The organism is Bradyrhizobium genosp. SA-3 (assembly GCF_004212635.1).
Taxonomy (GTDB): domain Bacteria; phylum Pseudomonadota; class Alphaproteobacteria; order Rhizobiales; family Xanthobacteraceae; genus Bradyrhizobium.
Genome location: NZ_PSRT01000057.1, coordinates 19,802 through 39,008, shown reverse-complemented (window position 1 = coordinate 39,008; position 19,207 = coordinate 19,802). Strand labels below are relative to the sequence as shown.

The 19,207-nt window shown below is 65.2% G+C and carries 17 protein-coding genes; 5 read left to right on the top strand and 12 right to left on the bottom strand.

Annotation, left to right across the window (positions count from 1 at the left end; genetic code table 11):
* Positions 1–430: 430 nt before the first annotated feature.
* The 4 genes from prmC to CWO91_RS20945 all read right to left on the bottom strand — a co-directional run bounded on the left by prmC (position 431) and on the right by CWO91_RS20945 (position 6,252).
* Positions 431–1,312 carry a peptide chain release factor N(5)-glutamine methyltransferase gene (prmC, locus tag CWO91_RS20960; RefSeq protein ID WP_130215871.1) on the bottom strand — a complete coding sequence of 294 codons (882 nt, stop codon included), beginning with the start codon at positions 1,310–1,312 and terminating at the stop codon, positions 431–433.
* 3 nt (positions 1,313–1,315) lie between these two features.
* The gene (gene prfA / locus CWO91_RS20955) at positions 1,316–2,401 is read right to left on the bottom strand and encodes a peptide chain release factor 1 (RefSeq protein ID WP_130215869.1); all 1,086 of its coding nucleotides are present in this window, start codon (positions 2,399–2,401) and stop codon (positions 1,316–1,318) included.
* Positions 2,402–2,459: 58 nt separating this feature from the next.
* A complete protein-coding gene (gene ptsP, locus CWO91_RS20950; RefSeq protein ID WP_130215867.1) occupies positions 2,460–4,727 on the bottom strand; it encodes a phosphoenolpyruvate--protein phosphotransferase in 2,268 nt (755 codons plus the stop codon).
* A gap of 268 nt (positions 4,728–4,995) precedes the next feature.
* A complete protein-coding gene (locus CWO91_RS20945) occupies positions 4,996–6,252 on the bottom strand; it encodes an aspartate kinase (RefSeq protein WP_130215865.1) in 1,257 nt (418 codons plus the stop codon).
* Positions 6,253–6,405: 153 nt separating this feature from the next.
* Between CWO91_RS20945 and CWO91_RS20940 the strand changes: the two genes are divergently transcribed.
* The 3 genes from CWO91_RS20940 to CWO91_RS20930 all read left to right on the top strand — a co-directional run bounded on the left by CWO91_RS20940 (position 6,406) and on the right by CWO91_RS20930 (position 8,838).
* Complete coding sequence (locus tag CWO91_RS20940) at positions 6,406–6,873, top strand: PH domain-containing protein (RefSeq protein ID WP_130215863.1); 468 nt, start codon at positions 6,406–6,408, stop codon at positions 6,871–6,873.
* A gap of 14 nt (positions 6,874–6,887) precedes the next feature.
* Positions 6,888–7,655 (top strand): bifunctional 2-polyprenyl-6-hydroxyphenol methylase/3-demethylubiquinol 3-O-methyltransferase UbiG, encoded by a 768-nt coding sequence (gene ubiG / locus CWO91_RS20935; RefSeq protein WP_165405592.1) that lies wholly within the window; start codon positions 6,888–6,890, stop codon positions 7,653–7,655.
* Between the two features lie 283 nt (positions 7,656–7,938).
* The gene (locus tag CWO91_RS20930; protein WP_130215861.1) at positions 7,939–8,838 is read left to right on the top strand and encodes an EamA family transporter; all 900 of its coding nucleotides are present in this window, start codon (positions 7,939–7,941) and stop codon (positions 8,836–8,838) included.
* Here CWO91_RS20930 and CWO91_RS20925 read toward each other — a convergent pair.
* From CWO91_RS20925 to CWO91_RS20910, 4 genes are read right to left on the bottom strand one after another with little or no spacing between them, the layout of a single operon-like run.
* Entirely contained in the window at positions 8,835–9,323 is a 489-nt protein-coding gene (locus CWO91_RS20925) for a DUF1178 family protein (protein ID WP_130215859.1), read from the bottom strand. The genes CWO91_RS20930 and CWO91_RS20925 overlap by 4 nt on opposite strands.
* Positions 9,320–10,198, bottom strand: coding sequence for a carbon-nitrogen hydrolase family protein (locus CWO91_RS20920; RefSeq protein ID WP_130215857.1), 879 nt, complete (start codon positions 10,196–10,198; stop codon positions 9,320–9,322). The genes CWO91_RS20925 and CWO91_RS20920 overlap by 4 nt, the downstream gene beginning before the upstream one ends.
* Positions 10,195–10,470 carry a glutaredoxin 3 gene (gene grxC, locus CWO91_RS20915; protein WP_130215903.1) on the bottom strand — a complete coding sequence of 92 codons (276 nt, stop codon included), beginning with the start codon at positions 10,468–10,470 and terminating at the stop codon, positions 10,195–10,197. The genes CWO91_RS20920 and grxC overlap by 4 nt, the downstream gene beginning before the upstream one ends.
* Positions 10,471–10,517: 47 nt before the next feature.
* Positions 10,518–11,315, bottom strand: coding sequence for a ComF family protein (locus tag CWO91_RS20910; protein WP_130215855.1), 798 nt, complete (start codon positions 11,313–11,315; stop codon positions 10,518–10,520).
* Positions 11,316–11,546: 231 nt separating this feature from the next.
* On the opposite strand from CWO91_RS20910, the gene CWO91_RS20905 reads away from it, so the two are divergent.
* The gene (locus tag CWO91_RS20905) at positions 11,547–12,395 is read left to right on the top strand and encodes a methyltransferase domain-containing protein (protein ID WP_130215901.1); all 849 of its coding nucleotides are present in this window, start codon (positions 11,547–11,549) and stop codon (positions 12,393–12,395) included.
* Between the two features lie 113 nt (positions 12,396–12,508).
* Here CWO91_RS20905 and mutT read toward each other — a convergent pair whose 3' ends face one another.
* From mutT to CWO91_RS20890, 3 genes are all read right to left on the bottom strand, one after another.
* Complete coding sequence (gene mutT, locus CWO91_RS20900) at positions 12,509–12,919, bottom strand: 8-oxo-dGTP diphosphatase MutT (protein ID WP_130215853.1); 411 nt, start codon at positions 12,917–12,919, stop codon at positions 12,509–12,511.
* 6 nt (positions 12,920–12,925) lie between these two features.
* Positions 12,926–14,167 carry a bifunctional glutamate N-acetyltransferase/amino-acid acetyltransferase ArgJ gene (gene argJ / locus CWO91_RS20895; protein ID WP_130215851.1) on the bottom strand — a complete coding sequence of 414 codons (1,242 nt, stop codon included), beginning with the start codon at positions 14,165–14,167 and terminating at the stop codon, positions 12,926–12,928.
* A gap of 101 nt (positions 14,168–14,268) precedes the next feature.
* A complete protein-coding gene (locus CWO91_RS20890) occupies positions 14,269–15,192 on the bottom strand; it encodes a peptidylprolyl isomerase (protein ID WP_130215850.1) in 924 nt (307 codons plus the stop codon).
* 354 nt (positions 15,193–15,546) lie between these two features.
* On the opposite strand from CWO91_RS20890, the gene secA reads away from it, so the two are divergent.
* Positions 15,547–18,390 carry a preprotein translocase subunit SecA gene (gene secA, locus CWO91_RS20885; protein ID WP_130215848.1) on the top strand — a complete coding sequence of 948 codons (2,844 nt, stop codon included), beginning with the start codon at positions 15,547–15,549 and terminating at the stop codon, positions 18,388–18,390.
* A gap of 255 nt (positions 18,391–18,645) precedes the next feature.
* On the opposite strand, the gene CWO91_RS20880 is transcribed toward secA, so the two are convergent.
* On the bottom strand, positions 18,646–19,089 hold the full coding sequence (locus tag CWO91_RS20880; protein WP_130215846.1) for a MarR family winged helix-turn-helix transcriptional regulator: 444 nt from the start codon (positions 19,087–19,089) through the stop codon (positions 18,646–18,648).
* Positions 19,090–19,207: the final 118 nt, after the last annotated feature.

Here is a 19,207-nt window from a genome sequence, read left to right as displayed (position 1 = left end):
CACGCATTACTGATTGCTCGGAGTGACCTGGTGACAGCGGTTCACGATTCTCGCACGCACCGCGTGCAAGAGCAGCCTGAACCCTGCCGATGTTCGTCGACCGTCGCGTTCAACAAAGACGCGTTCCCCACCCGCCAGCATTCATTGCCAGCGAACCCATTCATATCGCCTGCCGAAACAAGCCCAGCTTTCTTGCGTAAGTCTTCAAGCGCAAATCAGGCTTTCGTTCACGTTGCGGTCGGAGAGCAGCGCAGCTCCACTGGCCATCGCGCTCAACAGGACCTGCGGCTTGGAACCTATAATCAGTAAAGCTCTCGCCCGAGAGCCCGGCTTTCGCCCGTAGGTCTACGGGGCCGGCACCGATGTGTTGACCGAAACGTAGTCGTTCCCACGGGATATTCCAAGAGGTTTTTACAGGCCAATCCGGCTTTTATGGGGGCATTTTTCGGGCCGAAACGGCCCGCGGAATGCCCGCCAGATCGGCCTTGGGTGGCCTGTCCACCACTAACGCGGCAGCCGCCATCAAGGTTTCAATATTTCGGGCCTGGCCCTGTCCGGCCTCGACGATCAGCGCACCCCCGGGGGCGAGGCGTTCGCTCGCCTGCGGGATCAGGGCGCGATAGGCGTCGTATCCGTCATTGCCGCCGTCGAGCGCCAGATGCGGATCGTGCTCGCGCACCTCGATGCTCAATTTCGGGATTTCGGCCGAGGGAATATAGGGCGGGTTCGACACGATGAGATCGAACGGACCCGAGAGCGCCGCCGCATAGGAGCAGGCGACGAAGGCGGCACGGTCGGCGAGGCCGAGCGCTGTGGCATTGTCCCTGGCGGTGGCGAGCGCGGTCAGGCTGAGATCGGTGCCGACGCCGAAAGCGTCAGGAATTTCGTGCAGCAGCGCAAGCAGGATCGCGCCGGATCCGGTGCCGATGTCGGCGATACGGGGTGGATGAGATGCCTTCTGCTCGCGTAGGATTTCGAGTGCGAGCTCGACCACGGTCTCGGTATCGGGACGCGGGACCAGGGTCGCTTCGGACAGGCGAAATGGCAGCCCCCAGAATTCGCGCGTCCCGAGAATGCGCGCCACCGGCTCGCCGGCGATGCGACGCTGCACGTGCTGCGCGAGCCGCGACGCCTCGGCTTCCGTGAGGGGGCGCGCGGCCTGCGCGACCAGGCCAGTGAGGTCGAGGCCGAGCGCCGCGCCGAGCAGGATGCGGGCATCGAGCTCGGCTTCGTCGAGCTGGGCCGATCTCAATTGCGTGGCCAGCGTGCGCCGCGCGCTCTCGATCGATTGTCCGGTGAAGGGATTGCTCACGCGTCAGGCCGCCGCGCCCTGCGCGGCGAGCTGCGCGGCCTGGTGCTCGGTGGTCAGCGCGTCGATCAGCTCGCCGAGTGCTTCCCCCGCGATCACCTGCGGCAGCTTGTAGAGCGTCAGATTGATGCGATGGTCGGTCACGCGCCCTTGCGGGAAGTTATAAGTGCGGATGCGTTCGCTGCGGTCGCCGGAGCCGACCTTCTCCTTGCGCTCGGCCGAACGCGCGGCGTCGACGCGCTGGCGCTCGGCGTCGTAGATGCGCGAGCGCAGGATGTTCATGGCGGAGGCGCGGTTCTTGTGCTGCGAGCGGCTGTCCTGCATCATCACCACGATGCCGGTCGGGATGTGGGTGATGCGGATCGCCGATTCGGTCTTGTTGACGTGCTGGCCGCCCGCGCCCTGCGCGCGCATGGTCTCGATGCGCAGATCCTCGTTCTTGATGTCGACGTCGACATCCTCGACCTCCGGCAGCACCGCAACCGTCGCCGCCGAGGTGTGGATGCGCCCTTGCGTCTCCGTATCGGGCACGCGCTGCACCCGGTGTGCGCCGGATTCGAACTTCAGCTTGGAGAACGCGCCGCGGCCCTGCACCTCCGCGATGATCTCCTTGTAACCACCGACGGTGCCTTCGCTGGCCGAGATCACCTCGACCTTCCAACCCTGAAGGCTGGCGAAGCGCTCGTACATCCGGAACAGATCGCCGGCGAACAGCGAAGCCTCGTCGCCGCCGGTGCCGGCGCGGATTTCCAGCATTACGTTGCGGTCGTCCATGGCGTCCTTGGGCAGCAGCGCGACGCGGATCTTCTGGACCAGCTCCTCGATCCTGGCCGTCAGCTCGTCGCGCTCGGCTTCCGCCATGCCGCGCATCTCGGCATCGCTCGCGGGATCGGCGATCAGGGCTTCGGTATCGGCGAGCTCCTTGACCGCGGAACGATAGGTCTTCACCGTCTCGATCAGCGGCGTGATCTCGGCGAGCTCGCGCGTGATCTGCACATAACGGTCGGAGGCGAGCTGGCCCAGCGATTCGGCCTCGAGCGAGGCGTGATGCGCAAGCAGGACGTCCAGTTTGGCTTCGGGGAGTGACGACATCGGTACAGTCTCAAATGGGCGGACGGAGGCGAGGAGAGCGGAAGCGGCGCCAGGCCCGCTACAACGCCAGGCCTTCGGCCTCGGCAAATTCCGTCAGCTTCTGCCGGATCGCGACGCTGCCCGCAGGCGCGTCCAGCAGCGGGCCAAGCATCGCCTCGGCCTTTTTTGCGTCGAGGTCGAGCACCATCGCCTTGACCGGGCCGAGGGCGGTGGCCGAGAGCGACAGCGAGCGATAGCCCAGTGCGATCAGCGCCAGCGCGCCGATCGGCTTGGAGGCCATTTCGCCGCAGAGCGAGAGCGACTTTTTCGCCGCATGGGACTTGCGTGCGATGTCGCGCAGCGCGCGCAGGATCGGCGCCGACATCGTGTCGAAGCGCTCGGAGACTTTAGCGTTGCCGCGGTCGACCGCGAACAGGAACTGGAACAGATCGTTGGAGCCGACCGAGATGAAGTCGACCTTCTTCAGGAGCTCGTCGAGCTGGTAGAGCAGGGCCGGCACCTCGACCATGGTGCCGATATCGATCCGCTCCGGCAGCGTGTGGCCGTGCTGGCGCAAATATGTGAGCTCGCGCTCGACCAGCGCCTTCGCCGAATCGAATTCGGCGACCTCCGAGATCATCGGAAACATGATGCGCAACGCGCGGCCGCCGCCGGCGCGCAAGAGCGCGCGGATCTGGCCGCGCAACAGGCCGGGACGATCGAGCCCGAGCCGGATCGCGCGCCAACCGAGCGCGGGATTCTCCTCGATCACCGCTTCCATGTAGGGCAGCGCCTTGTCGCCGCCGATGTCGAGGGTGCGGAAGGTGACGGGCTTGCTGCCGGCCGCGTCCAGCACGGTGCGATAGAGCGCGAGCTGGTCGCTGGTGCGCGGCAGGCTCTGGCCCACCATGAATTGCAGCTCGGTGCGGAACAGACCAATGCCGGCGCTGCCGGTGTCCTCGATATGCGGCAGGTCGATGGCCAACCCAGCGTTGATCATCAATTCGACCTTCTGGCCGTCCTTGGTGACGCAAGGCCGATCGCGCAGCGCGAGGTACTGCGCCTGACGGCGGGCGCGGAAGCGCACGCGCTCGGCGAAGGCGGCCTCGATCTCCTGCGAGGGGCGCACATAGATCGAGCCCGACGTGCCGTCGACGATGATGGCGTCACCGGGATCGGCGATGCCGGGCGCGTTCGGGACCTCGCCGACCGCAGGGATTCCGAGCGCGCGCGCCACGATCGAGACGTGGGAATTGGCGGTGCCTTCCTCCAGCACGATGCCGCGCAGGCGCTTGCGGTCGTAGTCGAGCAGTGCCGCCGGGCCCATCGCACGGGCGATGACGATGGCGTTGTCGGGCAATTGCTCGCGTGAAGGCGCGTGGTCCTGACCGACCAGCTGTCGCATCAGGCGGTAGCCGAGATCTTCCAGGTCGTGCAGGCGGTCGCGCAGATACGGATCGGTCGAGCGCAGCATGCGCGCGCGGGTATCGGACTGCACGCGCTCGACGGCGGCTTCCGCGGTGAGGCCGGTGGCGACCGCCTCGTGCAGCTTGTGCGACCAGCCCTGGTCGTTGGCGAACATGCGGTAGGCTTCCAGCACGTCGCGATGCTCGCCGCCGTCGGCGACGTCGCCGCGCTCCAGCATGCGGTCGAGATCGGCGCGCAGCTTGGCGAGCGCGGTGTCGAGCCGCTTGATTTCCTTCGGCAGGTCCTCGGCGATGTAGTCCTTGATGACCACGCGCGGCTCGTGCAGCACGACATGGCCGAGCGCGATGCCTTCCGACAGGATGGCGCCGACCTTCTGCGCGGAATGGCGCGCGGCAGGCTCCTGGCCGGGCTGGGCCAGCGCGGACAGTTCGCCGGAGGCAATCAGCTCCGCCAGCACCATGGCGGTGGTCTGGAGCGCCTCGAGTTCCTCCTCGACATAGTTGCGCTTGGCGCGGTTCTGCACCACCAGCACGCCGAGCGTGTTGCCGGCCCGCAGGATCGGCACGCCGAGGAAGGAGTGGTAGATTTCTTCGCCGGTCTCGGGGCGGAACGAGAAGGCCGGGTGGCTCTGCGCATCGCTCAGATTGAGCGGCGTCGCCTCGCTGGCGACGAGGCCGACCAGGCCCTCATGGGCGCTGAGCACGGTGTGGTGCACCGCCTCGCGGTTGAGACCCTCGGTGGCGTAGAGTTCCAGCGTATTGTCGATGCGCAGCACATAGACCGAGCACACCTCGGCCACCATGTTGGCGGCAATCAGCACCACGATCTTGTCCAGCCGCTCCTGGGCTGAGACCTGCTCCGCCATGGTTTCGCGGAGCCGTCTCAACAAGACGCGGGGACCTCCCGACGCGCTCCGCATGTACCGTCAATCTCCTCCGTCTGCCGGGCCCCGAAGGGCCGTCGGCGGCTCGCCCGGAAATCCAGAAAAACAACAAGCTTGCTCATCCGGCGCCGACCCTGGTGGTTGCCAGAGCCGAATCGGCATTGCCTCAACTGGGGCACAGTATCTGGCAGCCCACCCTGTCCGCCTATAGCGAATTGGGGCTTGTTTTGCCAAGCAAAACGCCTGCCAAACGCGAATGTGTGGACACCTTCGCGTTTGCTGCGACCGCTAAGAGAAAATTCGTCTAAGTCTGATCGAGGCCGTAGAGCGTGTGCAGGGTGCGCACAGCAAGCTCGGTATAGGCGGTGTCGATCAAAACCGAGAATTTGATCTCGGAGGTTGTAATGGCCCGGATGTTGATATTCCGTCCGGCGAGGGCCGAGAACGCCTGGGCGGCGACGCCGGCATGGCTGCGCATGCCACTGCCGATCACCGAGATCTTGGCGACGTCGGTGGCGGTATCGAGCCGGGCATAGCCGATCTTGGCCTTGGCAGCGGTAATCGTGTCCTTGGCGCGGGTGTAGTCGGCCGCCGGCACCGTGAAGGTGAGGTCGGTGGTCTTGCCGTCCTCCGAAACGTTCTGCACGATCATGTCGACGTTGATGTTGGCATCCGCCAGCGGGCCGAAGATCGAGGCCGCCACGCCCGGCTTGTCCTCGATCTGGCGCACCGAAATCTGGGCCTCGTCCTTGGAGAAGGCGATACCGGTGACGACGTGGCTTTCCATGATCTCCTCCTCGCTGCAGATCAGCGTGCCGGGCGGCTGGTTGGCATGCGGGTCGATATCCTCGGGCTTGTCGAAGCTCGAGCGGACGAAGATCGGCATGTTGTGGACCATGCCGAGTTCCACCGAGCGGACCTGGAGCACTTTGGCGCCCTGGGAGGCCAGTTCCAGCATGTCTTCGAACGCGATCTTGTCGAGCCTCTTGGCCTTCGGCACGATTCGCGGATCGGTGGTGTAGACGCCGTCGACATCGGTGTAGATATCGCAACGGTCCGCCTTGACGGCGGCGGCGACCGCCACGGCCGAGGTGTCGGAGCCGCCACGGCCGAGCGTGGTGACGCGACCAGTCTCGGGGTTGATGCCCTGGAAGCCGGCGATGACCGCGACCTCCTTGCGTTCCCTAAAGCGCTTGATGATCTCGCTGCCGTCGATGTCCTCGATCCGGGCCGAGGCATGGGCGTCGCTGGTCTTGATCGGGATCTGCCAGCCCTGCCAGGAGCGGGCCTGGATGCCCATGCCCTGCAGCACGATGGCAAGCAGGCCGGACGTCACCTGTTCGCCGGAGGCGACGACGGCGTCGTACTCGCGCGCATCGTGCATGGGCGAGGCCTCGGTGCACCAGGCCACCAGCTCGTTGGTCTTGCCGGACATCGCCGAGACGACCACGGCCACTTCATGGCCGGCGTCGACCTCACGCTTCACATGGCGCGCGACGTTGCGGATACGTTCGATATTGGCGACGGACGTGCCGCCGAATTTCATCACGAGGCGGCTCATGACGACGCGTGCATTCCCTCATAAGGATCAGTATGGTGACCGCACCGGACGGGTGCCTCGCGGATACCGACCGCGCGTATACAGAGCGTCGGGGCCGGGGGCAAGCGGGTTCCTGCGGGGGCAGGGTGTGGGGGTAGTGGGTTAACCGAGGTCATGGCGCGTTATATCGACGAGATCCTGCAACCGGGCGAGCGGGTGCTGTATTCGACCAATGCGCACTGGATCTTCTATTTTCCGGCCATCGTGGCCTGGATCGTGACGTTGGCCCTGCTGATCCTGTCGCGGCAGGTCACGGCCGAGGGGCTCGTTTTGCTTTGCCTTACAGCCGCGGGTCTCGTGGCTCTGGCGGCCTTGTATTGGACCATCAAGGGCTGGTTCCATCGCTTCACCACCGAGACCGACGTCACCAACCTCCGGGTCGTGCACAAGACCGGATTCATCAAGCGCCGCACCTTCGAAATGGCGCTGGACAAGGTCGAGAGCGTCGACGTCGACCAGACTATTCTTGGACGGATTCTCAACTACGGCGACGTGACGATTCGCGGCGTCGGCGAGGGAATCGAGACGATCAAGACCATCGCCTCGCCACTCGCCTTCCGTAGTTCGATCACCACGCGGTAGGACCGCGCGTAACCATGAGCATGCAGCAAAATACTTCCGCAACCATCCCGCCGGGTTCGACCGTCGACGCCGCCGAGATCGCGAAATTCTCAAAACTCTCGGCGGAGTGGTGGGACCCCAAGGGCAAGATGGCGCCGCTGCACCGGATCAATCCGCTGCGGCTCGCCTACATCCGTGACGCCGCCTGCCGCAAGTTCGAGCGCAATGTGCGCAGCCTCAGCTGCCTCGGGTCCTTGCGCCTGCTCGACATCGGTTGCGGCGCCGGCCTGCTCTGCGAGCCGCTGTCGCGCTTGGGGGCGCAGGTCATCGGCATCGACCCTTCGGCGAGCAACATCGCCGCCGCGAAGCTGCATGCCGACAAGAGTCACCTCGCGATCGACTACCGCTGCACCATCGTGGAAGAGATCGATCCGCGCGAGCGCTTCGACATCGTGCTGGCGATGGAGGTGGTCGAGCACGTCACCGATGTCGGCGTCTTCCTGAGGCGCTGTGCGGCGATGCTGAAGCCGAACGGCCTGATGGTGGTCTCGACACTGAACCGGAATTGGAAGAGCTTTGCGCTTGCCATCGTCGGCGCCGAATACGTGCTGCGCTGGCTGCCGCGCGGCACCCACGAATGGAACAAGTTCGTCACCCCCGATGAGCTCGCAAAATACCTGCTCGACAACCGCCTCGTCATCACCGAGCAGACCGGCGTCGTCTACAGCCCCTTCGCCGACAAATGGACCCTCTCCTCCGACATGGACGTGAACTACATGGTCGTGGCGGAAGGAATGGTGTGAGGGGTTGAGTAGGGGGCGCTGCGAACACAAAAACGGTGTCGTCCCGGCGAAGGCCGGGACCCATACTCCGTGAAAGCAGTTTGACGAGGACAGGTAACCGCCATCTCGCGCCACAATCACGTTCGGTGGTTATGGGTCCCGGCCCCCCGTGCGCAATTGCGCACTACGCCGGGACGCCACCGAAAATGTGGCGAAAGCATCGCTCCCATGACTTGCGCCTGATTGACCTGCTTCGCCGCTAGCGGCACGTTGCCGCAATCTTCCCTGCCCCCATCCCACCCCCATGTTCACCATCACCAGCCTCTGGATTCTCTTCACCATCATTGCCGCGCTCGGGCAAGTCGCGCGCAATGCGATGCAGCGGTCGCTGACGAAGCCGCTGGGGACCTGGGGCGCGACCAACATCCGCTTCCTGTTCGGCTTCCCGTTCTCGCTGGTCTTTCTCGCGGTGGTGCTGGTCGCCACCGGCGATCATATCGGCATGCCGCCGATCGTGTTCTGGCCGTGGCTCTTGCTCGGCGCACTCAGCCAGATCGTCGCCACCGGACTGATGCTGCTCGCCATGAACGACCGCTCCTTCGTGGTGACGACGGCCTACCTCAAGACCGAAGCGATCCAGACCGCGATCTTCGGCTTCGTCTTTCTTGGCGATCACCTGACCTGGCTGAAGGTGCTGGCGATCGTGATCGCGACCGTCGGCGTCGTCATCACTGCGCTCCGGCCCGGCGGCGAGAAGAGCTTTGCGGAATTGAAGCCGACCATCACGGGGCTCGTCGCCGCTGCGGCCTTCGCGCTCTCCGCGGTCGGCTTTCGCGGCGCCATCATCACGGTGCCGGGCGTGTCGTTCGTGACGGCTTCGTCCTTCACGCTGGTGCTCGGCCTGTTCGTGCAGACGCTGGTGCTGACGATCTATCTGCTCTGGCGCGCGCCAGACGTGTTGCGGGGCATCCTCGGACTGTGGCGGCCGTCGATGCTCGCGGGCTTCACGGGCGCCTTCGCCTCGCAATTCTGGTTCCTGGCGTTCGCGCTGACGGCGGCCGCTAACGTCCGCACGCTCGCTTTGATCGAGGTGTTGTTCGCGCAAGCCGTGGCGTACTACTCGTTCAAGCAGCCGATCGCGCCGCGCGAGCTTGCAGGCATCGCGTTGATCGTCCTCGGGGTGGCTGTTCTGGTAGGGGTTTAGTTCCGATCTTCCGGCAGCACCGGCAGCGGCGACACCTCGATGCCTTCGTCGATCAGCGATTTGGCTTCGTCGGGCGAGGCCTCGCCATAGATCGGACGGTGCTCCTTGTCGCCGTAGTGCATGGCGCGGGCTTCGTTGGCGAAGCGCTCGCCGACATTGTCGGCGTTCTTGACGATGTGATCGCGCAGCTCCTTCAGCTTCGTGCGCAGCTCTTTCTCCTGCGCCATCAGCAGCGAGGTTGGTCCTGACGGCGCAGCCTCGGGCGCAGGCGTGGCGCTCGCCGTGGCCTCCGGTGGCGGCGTAGCGCGCCCGCGGCCCTTCTTGCCGACGATGCGCGGGGCCATGATCGCCTTGTCGACCTTGGCCGAGCCGCAGATCGGGCAGGTCACAAGCTTGCGCTTCACCTGTGAATCGTACGCGGACGAACTCTGAAACCAGCTTTCGAAAGCGTGGTTCCGGTCGCAGTGCAGTGCGTAGCGGATCATGCCGATCCCCGTACGAGATGCAGATGGTCCGGCCCGGCCTTGGCGTCGGCGACGCCGAAGCGGCGGCCGTGCTGGAGCGAGGGAATCGCCCGGCGCGCCGTCTCGACCTTGGCCGGGTCGATCTTGGCCATGATGACGCCGGGCTCGACGCCGCCCTCGGCGAGGATCTCGCCCCAGGGGTCGACGATCAGGGAGTGGCCGTAGGTCTCGCGCTTGTTCTCGTGCAGGCCGGCTTGCGCCGCGGCGAAGATGAAGCAGCCGGTTTCGATCGCGCGCGAACGCAGCAACACGTGCCAATGCGCTTCCCCGGTCTTGCGGGTAAAGGCCGAGGGCACGGTGATGAAGGACGCGCCGCTCTCGGCCAGCGCGCGGTAGAGCGCGGGGAAACGCACATCGTAGCAAATCGTCAGACCGACGCGGCCCCAGGGCAGGTCGGAGATCACGGCCGTCTCGCCCGGCTGGTAATTGGCGGATTCGCGATAGCTCTCGCCGTCCGGCAGCTCGATGTCGAACATGTGGATCTTGTCGTAGCTCGCGAGCACGTTGCCCTCGGGCCCGATCAGGAAGGAGCGATTGACCGCCTTCTCAGGCGAGAATCGGAGCGCGAGCGAGCCGACATGGATGTGGATTCCGAGTTCCGCTGCGAGGGCCCGATACGCCTTCAGCGAGGTGTCGTCCTCTTCGCTCTGAAGATGCTCGAACAACGCCTTGCGGTTCAGCTGCATCATGTTGCTGACTTCGGGCGTCTGCACGTAGTCGGCGCCGTCCGCCGCCGCCTGCCGGATCAGCTTGGTGGCCTGTTCAAGGCTCGGGCCGGGCATCAAACCGGTGCGCATCTGCACCATGGCGGCGGTGAAGGTCCGATCCTCGCTCATGAGACCGCCTTGACGCTGTCGAGCATGCCGTCGAGCCTGCCTTCGCGGTCGAGCGCGTAGAGCTCGTCGCAGCCGCCGACATGGGTTCCACCGATCCAGATCTGCGGAAACGTCGAGCCTTCGCCGGCGCGGCCATACATGTCCTGGCGCCAGGACGGGTCCTTGGCAATGTCGAACTCGGTGAAGGTCGCCTTTTTGCGGGTCAACAGCGACTTGGCGGCGGAACAATAGCCGCAGCCCGGCCTCGTGTAGATCTCGATGGCAGCAGTCATCTCGTCTGGCGCTCTCATGTCATGAATTCGTTGAATTATATGGGACTTTACCGGCTCTCCACAACCCGGGCAAAGACCAGCACGTCGACCTGGGCCGCCTTGGCGCGCAGCAGGGCCCGCGCGCAGGCGTCCAGCGTGGCGCCCGATGTCAAGACATCGTCGACCAGGACGATGCGGCGGCCCTGAATCTCGGCCTGACGGTCGGGGGATACCTGGAACGCGCCCTGCACATTGGCGGCGCGCTGGGCCCGCGACAGGCCGATCTGTTGCTCGGTGGCGCGCACCCGCCGCAACACCTCGCCCCGGACCTCGACGCCGCTCTGCCGCGCGATGATCCGCGCCAGCGCCCCGGACTGGTTGTAGCGGCGCCGCCAGGCCCGCCGCCAATGCAGGGGAACGGGAATCAGCATGTCGGCGCCAGAGAGCAGCTCGCCGCCGGCGCGCGCCATCCAGCGGCCCATGGCGGGCGCCAAATCGGTGCGGTCCTGGTATTTCAGCGCATGCACCAATGTGCGCGCGACGTCGTCATAACGCACCGCCGCTCGCGCGCGCTGGTAGGCCGGCGGGCTCGCGATCGCCTCCATCGACAGCATGTCGGGACCTGGGTCATACACAAAGGGAATGCCGAGCCGCGGGCAATAGGGTCGTTCAATGAACGACAGCCGCGCCCAGCAGTAAGCGCACACGCCCTCGCCGTCGACCGGCTCGTGGCAGGACACGCACTGCGTCGGCAGTGCGATGTCGAGGGCGAGCCGTGCCGCGCGCGACAGCACCTGTCGGCCAGCCGTCCACGCGGCACGCAGAGGGGCGGCGATGGATCGGGCGGGGGCGGTTTCGGCTTCCATGCGGGGAAGGCTAGCGTTCCGTGCTTATCCGCTCAACCCACGCTCTCGTGCCCCGGACGCAGCGCAGCGCCACTTCGGCGGTGCGCTGCAGAGCCGGGGCCCATCTCGCCGCATTGTACGCTGTTGCCGGCTGGGTCCCGGCTCTGCGCAGCAGCGCTAAGAGCGCTGCAGCGCGTCCGGGACACGAGAGAGGACATTGCAATAGCCGTCGTGATCGGCGTAACCAGCGGCATGGCTCAAGCTCCGCAATCCCCTCCCGCCCTGTTCGATCGCGCTTTGTTGCACGCGCGGCAGCGGCGCGCGCGGGCGCAAGGTCCGGTCGCCTTCCTGCTCGATCGCGTCACCGAGGACATGTCCGACCGGCTGGCCGCGGTGAAGCGGGAGTTTCATGCTGCGGCCGATCTTTGGACGCCCGGTGAAGGACTCGCAGGACTGCGCACGCGGCTTCCTGCCATCGAGCACATCGCGCTCGATGCAGCGGGTTCGGAGAAGCTTCCCTTTGCACCCGAAAGCCTCGATCTCATCGTCTCGGCGCTGGCGCTGCAATTCGTCAACGACTTGCCGGGTGTGCTCGCACAGGTGCGCCGCGCCTTGAGGCCGGATGGCTTGCTGCTCGCCGCCATGATCGGCGGCGACAGCCTGACCGAGCTGCGTCAGGCGTTTGCGGCCGCCGAAGCCGAATGCGAAGGCGGCGTCTCGCCGCGCGTCGCGCCGTTCGCCGACTTGCGCGATATCGGCGCGCTGTTGCAGCGGGCTGGTTTTGCGCTGCCGGTCACCGACGTCGACCGTGTCGTGGTGCGATATGGCAATGCGTTTGCGCTGATGCAGGATCTCCGCCGCATGGGTGCGGCCAATGTGCTGATCGAGCGGCGGCGCGTGCCGAGCCGTCGCGCGACGCTGCTGCGGATGGCCGAGATCTATGCCGAACGCTTCGCCGATGCCGACGGCCGCATCCGTGCGACGTTCGATATCATCTGGCTCTCCGGCTGGGCGCCGCATGCGAGCCAGCAGCAGCCGCTCAAGCCCGGCTCAGCCAAGGCGAGTCTGGCCGAGGCGGTGAAGAAGGCGGGGAAGACGTAGCCTCTCTCCTTCGTCATGGCCGGGCTTGTCCCGGCCATCCAGCTCGGCACGAAGATCGTGGATGCCCGGGTCAAGCCCGGGCATGACACTGAGCAAATGGTTTGCGGTTCAATTCACATCAGCAAATCAATCAAATGCGGGATTAGCGGGATGTCCGCGGGCGGCATCGGGTAATCGCGCAGTTTGTTGGCGCGGACCCAGGCGAGGTTTTGGCCTTCGCGCGCCGTGACCTGCCCCTCCCAGCGCCGGCAGATGTAGAGCGGCATCAACAGGTGAAAGGTCTCGTAGCCGTAGCTCGCAAAGGTCAGCGGGGCCAGGCACGGCTCGGCGACCGTGATGCCGAGCTCCTCGTGGAGCTCGCGGATCAGGCTCTGCTCGGGCCGCTCGCCCGCCTCGAGCTTGCCGCCCGGGAATTCCCAGAGGCCGGCCAGCGCCTTGCCCTCGGGGCGTTGCGCGATCAGGACGCGCTTGTCGGCGTCGACCAGCGCGCAGGCCACCACCAGTGTGAGCTTGAGATCGGCCATGCTGCCTTACGACCTGTAATCCCCGTTGATCGCGACATATTCCTTGGTGAGGTCGCAGGTCATGACGCGGTCGCGGCCCTTGCCGAGGCCGAGCGAGACCTTGATCGCGATCTCCGGCGCCTTCATCGCCTCCGACACCTGCGCTTCGTCATAGGACGGATCGCGCGCGCCGCTCTTGGCGACGCGGATGCCGTTGAAGGAGATCGAGAGCTTGTCGCGATCGGCCGGCTCGCCGGCCTTGCCGACCGCCATCACCACGCGGCCCCAATTGGCGTCCTCGCCGGCGATCGCGGTCTTGACCAGCGGTGAGTTCGCGATCGACATCGCGATCTTGCGCGCCGAAGCCTTGGTCTTGGCGCCCTCGACGGTGATCTCGACCAGCTTGCGCGCGCCTTCGCCGTCGCGGGCCACCTGCTCGGACAAATTGGCGAGCACCTGGTTGAACGCCTTGACGAAGGCCTTCAGGCGCGGGTCGCTGGCCCGGCTGATCTTTGGCGCGCCGTGCTCGGCGGCGGCGCCCGTTGCGAAGGCGAGCAGCGTGTCCGAGGTCGAGGTGTCGCCGTCGATCGTCACCGCGTTGAAGGTGTCCTCGACGCCGCTCTTGAGCAGGGCTTGCAGCGCGGCGGGCGCGATCGGCGCGTCGGTGAAGATGAAGGACAGCATGGTCGCCATGTCGGGCGCGATCATGCCGGCGCCCTTGGCCATGCCGTTGATGGTGACCTTGGCCTTGCCGAGCTTCACGGTCGCGGTCGCGACCTTCGGGAAGGTGTCGGTGGTCATGATCGCCTTGGCCGCGGCGAGATAATCGCCGGGCTCGGCGGTCTCGGCGAGGCGGCCGAGCACGCCGTCGAACTTGGTCGCGTCCAGCGGCTCGCCGATCACGCCGGTCGAGGCGAGGAAGATCTCGCTCTCGCTGCAACCGACGGCCTTGGCCGCGATCTTCGCGGTCAGTGCCGTGGATGCCCGGCCGGTCTTGCCGGTGAAGGCGTTGGCGTTGCCGGAATTGACGACGAGTGCGCGAGCCTTGCCGCCCTTCAGTTTGGCGCGGCACCATTCGACCGGCGCGGACGGGCATTTCGACTTGGTGAAGACGCCGGCCACGGCCGTGCCCTTGTCCATCACCGCCAGCAGCACGTCGGTGCGGTTCTTGTAGCGGATGCCGGCCTCGGCGGTCGCAAGACGGACGCCCGCGATCACGGGCATGTCGGGAACGTGTTTCGGGGCGAGCGGGGAGACGGCTGAAGACATCGTGGGGCGCCTTGGTGGGTCTGGATATGCAGATGGCCGAGCATGTGCCCGGCCATTGCGACGTTAGATACTATTGGCGTCCGCGAAGTGACAGCGAATTCTTACTTCTTCGCAGGCGGCGCCATCTTGCTGTCGGACGGCTTGGCCGCATCGGCCGGCTTGGCGTCCTTTGCCGCATCCGCCGGCTGGTCCAGCCGCTCGACCTTGGCCTCGGCGCGCAGCTTGGCGACGTACTCGGCCTGGGCCTTGCGGGTGACGTAGTTCTCGATCTGGGCCTTGACCTGCTCGAAGTCCGGCGCCTTGCGGTTACGCTTTTCCTCGACCTTGATGACGTGCCAGCCGAACTGCGACTTCACGGGGTCGGAGATCTTGCCCGGCTCGAGCGCGAAGGCCACGGCTGAGAATTCCGGCACCATCTGCTCCTTGGTGAAGAAGCCGAGATCGCCGCCGTCGGCGGAGCCCGGATCCTTGGACTTCTTCTTGGCGAGATCGGCGAAATCGGCGCCCTTGTCGAGCTCGGCCTTCACCGCCTTGGCCTCGTCCTCGGTCTCGACCAGGATGTGGCGGGCGCGCACCTCTTGCTCGCCGGTGATCTGCTTGGAGGCCTCCTCATAGACCTTCTTCATGGCGTCGGGGGTGGTGGCGGCCTTGCCCTCGCCCGCGAGCAGGCTGTCCATCAGGAGGCGGTTGCGGGCGAATGCCAGGCGCTTCTTGAACTCCTCGCTGTCGGCGACCTTCTTGTCCTCGGCAGCCTTGCTGACGATCTTCATGTCGATCAGGAACGACAGGACGTTCTCGTCCTTTGTCGCCGGGTCCATCTGGGCGAGGCTCGGTCCGAGTTCTTCCTCGGCCATGGCGACGTCGCTCTTCTTGATTTCCGCGCCATTGACCTTCGCCAGCACCGGATCGTCGGCGGCGCGGAGCGGCCCGGCGAACGCCAGGGACAGCGCCAGAGCGAGGCAGCCGGCCAGAGCGGACGCATGGCGGAAACGCTGGCCGGTGGTTACCGGGAACGAGGTGGTCATGGAAAATCCTTATGTTGAAGCAGGGGGCTGCTCGAGCGGGGCGGACACTCGCCCAATTCAGGGGGCCTTGGCAACGCGAAAAGTCTGTCAAAATGATGAATTAGCCGCAATACGGCCGCCGTTGACAAGGCTAGGGGCCGGCCATATCTCTGGCCGGTCGCGTCCATGGCGATGGCGTTTATTTTGCTGCGTTTTTGGCCGTTGAACCCAGACTTGCTCAATTCCCACCCATATGGCGGACGACCCCCGCAGTCCGGGCTGAAGGCGCCATCGGCGTCACGGTGAGTTGAATAGGCAGGCGGGTGACAACTTCTTGGCTGCAACGCGGTTAAATCGCGAACACAGGAACTAGGCATGATCGGCGCGCTCGCCCGCAAGTTTTTCGGCTCCGCCAACGACCGGCGGGTGAAGGGATATCAGTCCCGCGTCAACGCGATCAACGCGCTGGAGCCAGACGTCTCGAAACTCTCCGACGAGGCGCTCAAGGCCCGCACCGCCGAGTTCAAGAAGCAGCTCGCCGAGGGCAAGACGACCCTCGACGACCTGCTGGTGCCCGCCTTCGCCACGGTGCGCGAGGCGGCCAAGCGCACGCTCGGCCAGCGCCATTTCGATGTCCAGCTGATCGGCGGCATGGTGCTGCACGAGGGCGACATCGCCGAGATGAAGACCGGCGAAGGCAAGACGCTGGTGGCAACGCTCGCGGTCTACCTCAACGCGCTCGCCGGCAAGGGCGTCCATGTCGTCACCGTCAACGACTATCTCGCCCGCCGCGACTCCGGCTGGATGGGCCAGATCTACGGCTTCCTCGGCATGACCACCGGCGTGATCGTGCACGGCCTCGACGATGCCGAGCGCAAGGCGGCCTATGCCTGCGACATCACCTACGGCACCAACAACGAATACGGCTTCGACTATTTGCGCGACAACATGAAGTACCGGCTCGAGGACATGGTCCAGCGGCCGCACTTCTTCGCCATCGTCGACGAAGTCGACTCCATCCTGATCGACGAAGCGCGCACGCCGCTGATCATCTCCGGTCCGCTCGACGACCGCTCCGACTTCTACAACACCATCGACAGCTTCCTGCCCAGGCTCGACAAGACCGATTACGAGGTCGACGAGAAGCAGCGCACGGTGACGCTGACCGAAGCCGGCATGGAGAAGATCGAGACCCTGCTGCGCGATGCCGGCCAGCTCAAGGGCGAGTCGCTCTACGACGTCGAGAACGTCTCCGTCGTGCACCACATCAACCAGGCGCTGCGCGCCCACACGCTGTTCACGCGCGACAAGGACTACATCGTCCGCGACAACGAGGTCGTCATCATCGACGAGTTCACCGGCCGCATGATGCCGGGCCGGCGCTATTCGGAAGGCCTGCACCAGGCACTCGAGGCCAAGGAGCACGTCCAGGTCCAGCCCGAGAACCAGACGCTGGCCTCGATCACCTTCCAGAACTACTTCCGCATGTACGAGAAGCTTGCGGGCATGACCGGCACGGCCGCGACCGAAGCGGACGAATTGTTCGACATCTACAAGCTGGAGGTCGTGGAGATTCCGACCAATCTGCCGGTCGCGCGCCTCGACGAGGACGACGAGGTCTACCGCACCCAGCAGGAAAAATACGGCGCGATCCTCGCCGAGATCGAGCGTGCCAACGCGCGGCTCCAGCCGGTGCTGGTCGGCACGGCGTCGATCGAAAAGTCGGAAGTGCTCGCCGAATTCCTCAAGAAGAACGGCTACAAGCAGATCGACTTCGGCAAGGACAATGCGCTCGACAAGCTCTATGCCGCGGCCCGCGCCGGCAAGCCGGCAAAGCTGTTCGCGGTGCTGAACGCGCGCTTCCACGAGCAGGAAGCCTATATCGTCGCCGAAGCCGGCGTCCCCGGCGCGATCACGATCGCGACCAACATGGCCGGCCGCGGTACCGACATCAAGCTCGGCGGCTCGCTCGAGATGCGCATCCAGCAGGAGACTGCCGGCATCGAGGACGAGGCCGAGAAGGCATCGAGGATCGAGCAGATCAAGGCCGACATCGCGCATTTCCGCGACATCGTGCTGAAGGCCGAGGAGAGCGTCGAGACCGATCCGGCGAAGGGGAGCAAGCCCGCCAAGACCGTGAACAAGCCCGGCGGCCTCTACATCATCGGCTCCGAGCGGCATGAATCCCGCCGCATCGACAACCAGCTGCGCGGCCGTTCCGGCCGTCAGGGCGACCCCGGCCGCTCGAAGTTCTTCCTGTCGCTCGAAGACGACCTGATGCGCATCTTCGGCTCGGACCGTCTCGACAGCATGCTCCAGCGTCTCGGCCTGCAAGAGGGCGAGGCGATCATCCATCCCTGGATCAACAAGGCGCTCGAGAAGGCGCAGCAGAAGGTCGAGGCGCGCAACTTCGACATCCGCAAGAATCTGCTCAAGTTCGACAACGTCCAGAACGACCAGCGCAAGGTGATCTTCGATCAGCGCGTCGAGCTGATGAGGGACGAGAGCGTCGCCGAGACCATCGCCGACATGCGCCACGCCTTCATCGACGACCTCGTCGCCAAGCACGTGCCCGAGCACGCCTATGCCGAACAGTGGGACGTGGCCGGGCTGAAGGACGAATTGAAGCGCGTGCTCGATCTCGACCTGCCGGTCGACGAATGGGCCAAGGAAGAGGGCATCGCCGACGAGGAGCTGCTGACCCGGATCGAGACCAAAGCCGACGAGCACATGGCGGCCAAGGTCGCGCAATGGGGTCCCGACGTGATGCGTTACGTCGAGAAGACCATTCTCTTGCAGACGCTCGACCATCTCTGGCGCGAGCATCTGATCATGCTGGACCATCTGCGCCAGGTCATCGGCCTGCGCGGCTACGGCCAGCGCGATCCGTTGCAGGAATACAAGACCGAGGCCTTCAACCTCTTCCAGGAGATGAGCGCGCATCTGCGCGAGGCCGTTACGGCGCAGCTGATGCGCGTCGAGATCGTCCCGCCGGAGCAGGAAGCTCCTATCCTGCCGGCGATGGAGGCGCACAAGTTCGACCCGAACACCGGCGAAGACGAGATGGCCCTTGCGAGCGTCACGCTCGCCCCGCAGCACACGGACGCGGCATTGCGCGACCCGAAGAATCCCGCCAGCTGGGGCAAGGTCGGCCGCAACGAGGACTGTCCGTGCGGCTCGGGCAAGAAGTACAAGCACTGCCACGGCAAGTATGCGTAGCGCCGCAGCGTGAGGGCGACGTCAGCGCCTCATTCCCCGCTGTCGTCGCCCGGCTTGACACGCTTCTGCTGCCACACCGTCGTCCCGGCGAAGGCCGGGACCCATACCGCGGAATCTATCGGGAATGCGCGGTCGTAATACCGCGTGAAGAAGCGCAACTAGCAGCTTTCGCCAAAGCCAATTCGGTGGCTATGGGTCCCGGCCCCCGTGCGCTTTGCGCACTAGGCCGGGACGACGGGAGTGAGAGGTCACCCCTCAATTCGAGCTGTCGATCAAGCTCTCCAGCAGCCGCTTCAATTCGCTCGTGGACTTGTCGCCGTAGCTCTCCAGGATGTGCTCCTCCTGGTCCACCGCGAGCGAGTTGAGCTTCCTGCACAGCACTTTGCCGCGGTCGGAGATGAACATCAGCACCTTGCGGCGGTCGTTGGGGTCCTGCACGCGGTAGACCAACGTGTCGGAGACCATGCGGTCGATCATCTTGGTCAATGTCGGATGGTTGAGCAGCACGGCATCGGCAAGCTCGCCCATCGAATGGCCGTTGCCATCAGACAGCACTTTCAAGATGCGCCATTGCTCGACCGGCACGCCCTCCTTGCTCAACCGCAATTCGAGCTGCCGGTTGATTTCGCGGTTGGCTTGCGCGAGCAGGTAGGCGAGGTGTTCGGTGATGGGGGAGTTTTCTTTCGACGGTTTTGCCACGGCTAAGACTTCGTCTTGACCCAAATGAGTGAATGTCTTGCAATCAATGCTGCATCTATATGCACTTCAATTGTTGAATATTCAATATTTTCAAAATAGGATCATTGCCCAACAAAAG